The organism is uncultured Paraglaciecola sp. (genome assembly GCF_913058035.1).
Lineage (GTDB): Bacteria > Pseudomonadota > Gammaproteobacteria > Enterobacterales > Alteromonadaceae > Paraglaciecola.
The window spans coordinates 1-6,807 of sequence record NZ_CAJXPA010000201.1 but is presented as its reverse complement, the minus strand read 5'-3'; the positions used below and the strand labels follow the sequence as shown (position 1 = coordinate 6,807).

Genomic DNA, 6,807 nt, shown 5'->3' with positions numbered 1-6,807 from the left:
TGTGGCGTGTAGCCTTTTGACGTCCACATTATTTCTAACTGTTTTCGTATTTCTGGTGAGCTATTATTAAATGTCCGAATGACTCCTCCTCCAGCAGGGTAGATACCTTTGGCAACTGCTCGATAAACCGAGTCGTGTGATGACACATATTTTGCAGTAAATAAAACACCATGCTGAGTAAGTGCTGTTCGAGTCAGTATGCTTGCCGCGAAAGCGGCTGGTGCAGGAAATGCTAACTCACTATTATTTAAGTCATTAAGATTCTGTATATTACTTGCTTTACGCACCACCATAATGCCTTTTATGCTTTTGTCACTTGCCTTTCCCAAAGCTTTATATCCAGGCACTTTACTGAAAACGACGTAGTGGTAAGGGTTCATATATGCCAAGTCATATTTACCTGAGGCTAATCTTTGTTCGAAAATAGGAATATTAGGGGCGGTTTCAAAGCGTATTTTGATACCTGTTTCTATTTCAAGATGGTTGAAAATAGGCCCCCATAGTTTTGCCAGTTTAGTCGCTGACTGCTGAGGTACTATGCCAAAGTTTAAGGAATTCTCAGCATGAGCAATACATGAATAGGCAAATAGAATGAATATGATAATAATATTTTTCATTGAAAGCCTCCTCGGCTAATATAACGGATAACGCTATGCTTAATTTATAAACTTCATAGGACTTGCGCCTATGTTTTATTTCAGAAACTAACGTCAACATCTGCATAAACGCTTGAAGTAAAACATCGTCTACATCATTGACTTGCTCTACCTATCAACATAATAAAGTGAATACCTGTTGTTTTTATTGTTTAAGTATTTCTGCCCTTTGGATGCTTGGTCACAGGTAGCTTAATGTTTAAGCATGGGTAACCATACAGTAACAACCATTCCTTTACCTTCAGCGGTAACACACTCGACCTCTCCTCCATGAAGAGACACTGTCTCTTTAACCAGTAATACTCCCAATCCCGAACCTGCTGTTACACCCGAGTCATCTGCTCGATAAAACCGCTCTCCAAGATGACTGAGTTGTTGAGGTGTCATACCTATCCCTTTATCAGTGATGCTGACACCAAACTGCATATTCCCTTTCTTTTTCTCTTTCACTTGTAGCCAAAACAACGCGTTCATTTGTAGGTGAATATTTACAAGCATTACTTAATAAGTTTCTAGGTACTTGCCGCATTTTATCATTATCAAGCGTTAATGTTTCCTTGGGTATCAATACCAAAAATGGGCGCATTAGCTGTATCAATAAAAAGTGTTAAATCTTGTGCTATCTGTTCCACTTCAGTTCGGTAAATATCAAGACTCATTTCAGATGCAGATGTTTTGTGATCAGTAGTAGAGCCGTTTTTTAGTCTTTCTTTCTTTTCGTTTTGAAAGAGTTTTTTACCCATATTTCCATCCATAACAAATATTTCCAATTTTTATTTTTTTAATCCATCATTGCTTGAATTTTAAGGGCAATGATAAGTAGTCGGTCAACTTTACTGATGTTAAAAAACTACATGCTCTTTCACTATCACGAAATTTAAATGTAAGCAGTTAGAATGCCCATTGACTTCTAAATTCAAAAATATCAGGTTGAACAGGATCCATTGGCCCACCATTTAAGTCAAAAACACGAATGTAGTTTGCAGAAAATCTTATGGTAGTGGTGGCAAACCAATTAGCACCTAGGGTAAAACTACTTACCTCACCTCCAAAAACATCTTCGTCATTAAGATTAATAGTGCTGTAACGAATACCTAGTTCCCAAGCACCACCCCCTCCGTTACCCATGTTAGAATTAGGCGTTATTTTCCCAAATTTCCCTTGTTTATATTGACGTGATTCACCGGTCAATAAATAACCTACTTGAAGGTACCAGCTGTCAAAATCTAAGTTTGGTTGAATGTTGCGAGTCACCGATGCAGCGACATATTCTGACTGAACGGATAGTGGTCCCGATACCATTGCTATCTCTAAACCATATTTAGCATGAGAATCTACATTTTTTAACCCTCCAGTATCAACAATATTAATACCAGAAACGTTACTTTCGGGCTGTTGTTTAAAACGTAATGTGGCCGCATCGCCTGCATCACGATAGTTCGTTGATAAGCCCAGATGTAGCATGAGATTTTCGTTATTAATGGGGGTATATGTAATACGACTTCCAAATCCAAAACCTTCGTCGTTAGCACCACCTTCACTTTGTACGGATTCTCCAAAAAGGCCTGCAGATGCAGTCCAATTTTTTCTCTGGGTATATGCCATTGCGCCTATGTGTCTACCAGTATTAAGGCCATTAGTCAGTGATCGTTCCATGAATAAGTTATAGTTGGCATTCATTTGAAATTGTAAACTAAACGGATCTTTCATATTACCGACTCTGAATGACACATCATCAAAGCCCTGATATTCGACAAATGCATCCGCGATACCTTTGTTATGACCAGTCGCAAAGTCATATTCAAGCTTATAACCCCAATCGTGATACATCTTTCCTTGCAATGACATGCGGGCACGACGAATTTTAGTCCCATCGCCAATGGTGTTATCGTCATTATTATACACTGCAGCATCAGCCATAACGCGTGCACCAAATTTTGTTGTAAAAGCACCATCGTGTTTTTTAACTATAACCTGCCCTTTTACTGATACTTCAACAGCTGCAGGCCTAGTGACTTCAGCAATTTGTGTTTGTAAGGTTAATTTTTCATTATTATTTTGCATCAGACTTCTATTCAGCTGTGCTTTTAAAATAACGTACTGCGCATCAGTGATCATGCCATTTTTGAGTAACATATCCATTAATGTTTCTATTTCTGGACTAGCATTAACCGACTGCCCAAATGATAGAAGAACAATCACCATAAAAATTGCTTTATTTAGTTTCATAATACCCTCTCAGTCATCAATGTTACTTTCAACTTACAGAACTTAAATTTGCGCTATTTTTTTCTCCATATTGATTTAATTTTTTTATTTTCATCAAAAGAAACAGGCTTGCTGTTAAGAGTTACTCATCCAGACAGTCACCCTTTGTGATCAATTCAATTTTCTATAAAGCTGAGACAACCATAACGACCATGCCATTATATGTTTTCATCTGAGAACGCATTTTAGATAGATAAATAACATAAGCATTTGACATTTCAATTTTAATATTTAGTTACCATACGCCCATTTGTATTACCCCTTAAAACCATTTATTACTGTTACCAAAAGGATAGGTAAACTCCAGCCTTCAATAGTTATTTTGATTGTCATAATGATGGCGGACACATATTCTATTTATATAACGTTTATTAATGTGTGTCTGACAGAATTTTTAGCCTCCATATTAAATTGAGATTTGAGACGTTTAATTTTGTCCAGATAAAAACGTCAGTTCCCAAAGCTGTTTCCAAGTCTTTAATGTTTATGATTCAAACCAGAATCAGCGTTGTATTTTTTGCGTTGTCACGTTCAACAGATTAGCCACTCGTTTAAATGTAAAGTGCTTTGTATTTTAAATAGTTATTTGAACTATCCTTTTGTTTAAATTTTTCTTTTTATTCTTTCTCGTTTTTCTATTTTCTTTATTTTCTTTATTTTCTGTTTTTTCTGAATTAAAAGAACCTTAGGTCAAAAATAATTTACAGTCAAGTTTTGGTCTAAAAATCAATTAATGAATGCTTAGTGTTTTACCTCTCTTTGCATAATGATTAATTAACAACCACAGAATTACGTTATTTTTAATCCATTTTATATTGACAATTGATTATCTGGAACACGATCAAAAACTCTTCATTGTTACTAGTAATCAGCAACGTAACGCCTTTAAATTCTGGTTACATATATCGTGAATGACATATTAACTTGCCATTAATAGCTTATGAAAGTATTACAACAGAACCTTGAGTTTCTATCGATAAACCACGTATTCATTGCGTATAAAAAGAACATTTTTTTGATTTACCGTCGATCTAATTGATAAAACGAGCGGAACAAGAAAATATATTTCGAATAGTTTTGATTACTTTAGAATTAAGCAGAAGCATGTTCAGAGGACGGGGAATTTTATCTGATTATTGTGTATGCCTTGCTATGTCATCAAGGACTAGGTTTCGAAATTGCAAAATCTTTTATATAGTCTGCAAATTGAATGCTCCGTTAACTACAGACTAGTCAGAATCTCAAAATTCACTCGTTTTTTAAGCTCAATGAAATACGAATTTATCGAATAATGACATTATTTAATTAACAGGAAACAGATAATAATTTCTTAGTCAGTAAGGCGGGTTTTGCAAAAATAATATTGCCGGTTAGAACAAAATCAACTCTAACCGGCATAACATTTAAAAAAACGTACTTAATTATTTAGGTGACGGTAAGTCGTCATTAAGGATGTATTACCACCTTTAACTTGATAACTATTGATTACTGCTCTTTTCAATCTTATAAGGTCCGTTGAGTAAACCTCTTTTAGCAGAATTAAAAGCCACATTGTTAGCCATACGCGCAACCTGTGGCGTGTTATCTGTGATTTCACCGGCAATTTGCGACACTACTGCCACCACTAAAGCACCTAATAGACCACCACCACCACTATTGTTATTTGGATTATACTGCGCGTTAATAGGTGCCTCCCATAACAGTTCGCCAGTTCTAACTGAAACGAGTCTTACGTTACCTCGCACCACTGTAACAGATGACAGTACTTGAAATTTTTGTCCCCAATCCTGAATATCTACATACAGGACGGCATCTGCGCCGATAATTTCATCGATCTTATCTAATGCAATACCGTTCATTTCCGCAGGAGTTGGCAAACCGTTTTCTTTTAAGAAAGTATCCACAACTGAAACGGGAAACACATAATAACCTTTTTCGGCAAGAGGCCTAGTTACAGTCGATAAGTAAGTATAGGGTGCACTGACTTCGACAGATCTGTTCATTGGTGGCAACACCAAAATAGAGCGAGGTGCAGCTTGCTTTAAAGGACCGTAGTTATAAGGTTCAACTGTGACACAGCCTGATAAAAATACAATTGAGGCAATCACAACTTTAAAAGTATGAATATTCACTTTTTCTTCCTTAACTATTTGTAATCGATCGTTGAATTATGCCATCAATAAAAACCGTTGATTCTGGAAATAATTCTTTTTCTTTAATCAGAGACTGTAATGCAAGTTCTTTTTTACCATCGGCCGCATACATGAGACCTAGATGAGCATAAATCCCAGGAGGGACCGGTTTTCCTGATGCTTCAGCCATATCAATATCTGCTCGTAGTTTCTCAATTTGTACACTCGGTGGAACCTCAGCTGGGGTATGGTGAGTTTTATAAACCAATTCTTCATACCCACCCCAATAATACTGGGTTTCAGTCGATGCACAGCCCGCGAGCATAAGTACTGTTGCACATATTATTACTATTTTATTTTCCATTTTCATCTCTGATTACAAATCAAACTGCAAAGTATTGTTTTCTAGATCACGTGTCATATTATTAACGCTTTCCTTAATCGCAAAATCTAAAACCTTGCCATTAAGAGTGGCATCGTATCCAGCTTTTGAGCCAAAACCGACAACTTGTCGTTCATTGAGTTGAAATTCACCTGCACCTTGAGTTGTGTAAATAATCTCAGAAGTCACAACATCAATGATTGTTAAAGATACCTTCGCATAGGCGATTTGACTTTTCCCCGAACCTAAAATACCAAATAACTGCTTGTCGCCGATCACTTTACGACCAAACTCAGTCACGCCGCCACTGATTACGTAACGAGCTCCTTTAATTTCTTGTTTGATGCCTAAAAGTGCTGCTTCTTGTTGCAAGTTGCCCAAATTTTCTCTGTCGACCACCTTAAAACGGTTAGTTTGTTGCAGATGTGTCTTTAATATGGTTTTACCTTGATTGCCCAGTCTATCTACATTGGATGAAAATAAACCCTGCATGTAGTTTGAACGATTGTTAAAATTACCTAACACAAGTGTAGATTTAACACCGGTATATACTGATTTGTTGGTTTCAACTGGGGTAATTGCAACTTTTTGATAGGTTTCGGTAGCACACCCGCTGAACCCTGTGACCATTGCGGTTAATATTAAAAACGAACTAAACTTCTTCAATCGACTAAATTCCATAAGCTAATACTCCTAATAAAAAAATCATTGTCTAATAATATTACCTCAACGTAAAGATGTTAAAACATGAGTGTAAGGTTCAAATTGTTATACAAAAATTAGCGCCCTCGCTGATATTATCCGATCAGCGAGTTAAATATTCCGGCAACACTTATTTTAAACTTACCAACAAGTCACATATTTATTAACAAGATAAACACGTTAATTTTTTTTAACCGAAGCTGATATTTTGATTTAATCTGGAGCAGTATTTTATGAAATACATTCCTGTACTCCACCCCGTAAAGCATTTTAAGGGAACGACAGAAATGCTTGAAACAACTAAGAATAACTTCATCTCACCTGTCGGGCAGATAATCTAAATACATCTAGCGTATAAACTATTTCATATTTCATATTTTATTTTTTTTTCCTTTTTCACTCATTCCTTCTTCTTACTTGTCTATGGTGTTGTATTAAACACAACTCCTTACATCATGCATATGATATACTTTATCCCCTAGGAATCACCAGATAGCTATAGCTCCATGGACCTTTATCAATCCTAAAAATCAACTCGCTATCATAAAGCAACCTGCTCCTCTTTTCTATCTGGATCTAAAAGTAGGATCAGGTAAAGTTAAGTGACAACTCTTTATTTTTTATGAGTATAAATACCCAATTTTAAGTTGGCATTTTTGCTTTAGGG

At 36.1% G+C, this 6,807-nt stretch carries 7 protein-coding genes; all 7 read right to left on the bottom strand.

Annotation, left to right across the window (positions count from 1 at the left end):
- A partial coding sequence (locus tag QZ562_RS18280; RefSeq protein WP_293763403.1) for a phosphate/phosphite/phosphonate ABC transporter substrate-binding protein occupies positions 1 to 617 on the bottom strand: 617 nt, incomplete at its 3' end.
- Positions 618 to 848: 231 nt separating this feature from the next.
- On the bottom strand, positions 849 to 1,154 hold the full coding sequence (locus QZ562_RS18275; protein ID WP_293763400.1) for a sensor histidine kinase: 306 nt from the start codon (positions 1,152 to 1,154) through the stop codon (positions 849 to 851).
- A 41-nt stretch (positions 1,155 to 1,195) separates the two neighbouring features.
- The gene (locus tag QZ562_RS18270) at positions 1,196 to 1,399 is read right to left on the bottom strand and encodes a hypothetical protein (protein ID WP_293763397.1); all 204 of its coding nucleotides are present in this window, start codon (positions 1,397 to 1,399) and stop codon (positions 1,196 to 1,198) included.
- 148 nt (positions 1,400 to 1,547) lie between these two features.
- Complete coding sequence (locus QZ562_RS18265) at positions 1,548 to 2,885, bottom strand: porin (protein WP_293763394.1); 1,338 nt, start codon at positions 2,883 to 2,885, stop codon at positions 1,548 to 1,550.
- 1,517 nt (positions 2,886 to 4,402) lie between these two features.
- Positions 4,403 to 5,056 (bottom strand): GNA1162 family protein, encoded by a 654-nt coding sequence (locus tag QZ562_RS18260; RefSeq protein WP_293763391.1) that lies wholly within the window; start codon positions 5,054 to 5,056, stop codon positions 4,403 to 4,405.
- A gap of 10 nt (positions 5,057 to 5,066) precedes the next feature.
- Positions 5,067 to 5,420 (bottom strand): DUF4810 domain-containing protein, encoded by a 354-nt coding sequence (locus tag QZ562_RS18255; RefSeq protein ID WP_293763388.1) that lies wholly within the window; start codon positions 5,418 to 5,420, stop codon positions 5,067 to 5,069.
- Positions 5,421 to 5,432: 12 nt separating this feature from the next.
- On the bottom strand, positions 5,433 to 6,119 hold the full coding sequence (locus QZ562_RS18250; RefSeq protein ID WP_293763386.1) for a CsgG/HfaB family protein: 687 nt from the start codon (positions 6,117 to 6,119) through the stop codon (positions 5,433 to 5,435).
- Positions 6,120 to 6,807: the final 688 nt, after the last annotated feature.

Bases quoted from the DNA above. Each gene is read 5' to 3' on its own strand.
- QZ562_RS18255 (WP_293763388.1), bottom strand. From the start codon at position 5,420: ATGGAAAATAAAATAGTAATAATATGTGCAACAGTACTTATGCTCGCG.
- QZ562_RS18275 (WP_293763400.1), bottom strand. From the start codon at position 1,154: ATGCTTGTAAATATTCACCTACAAATGAACGCGTTGTTTTGGCTACAA.
- QZ562_RS18250 (WP_293763386.1), bottom strand. From the start codon at position 6,119: ATGGAATTTAGTCGATTGAAGAAGTTTAGTTCGTTTTTAATATTAACC.
- QZ562_RS18270 (WP_293763397.1), bottom strand. From the start codon at position 1,399: ATGGGTAAAAAACTCTTTCAAAACGAAAAGAAAGAAAGACTAAAAAAC.
- QZ562_RS18265 (WP_293763394.1), bottom strand. From the start codon at position 2,885: ATGAAACTAAATAAAGCAATTTTTATGGTGATTGTTCTTCTATCATTT.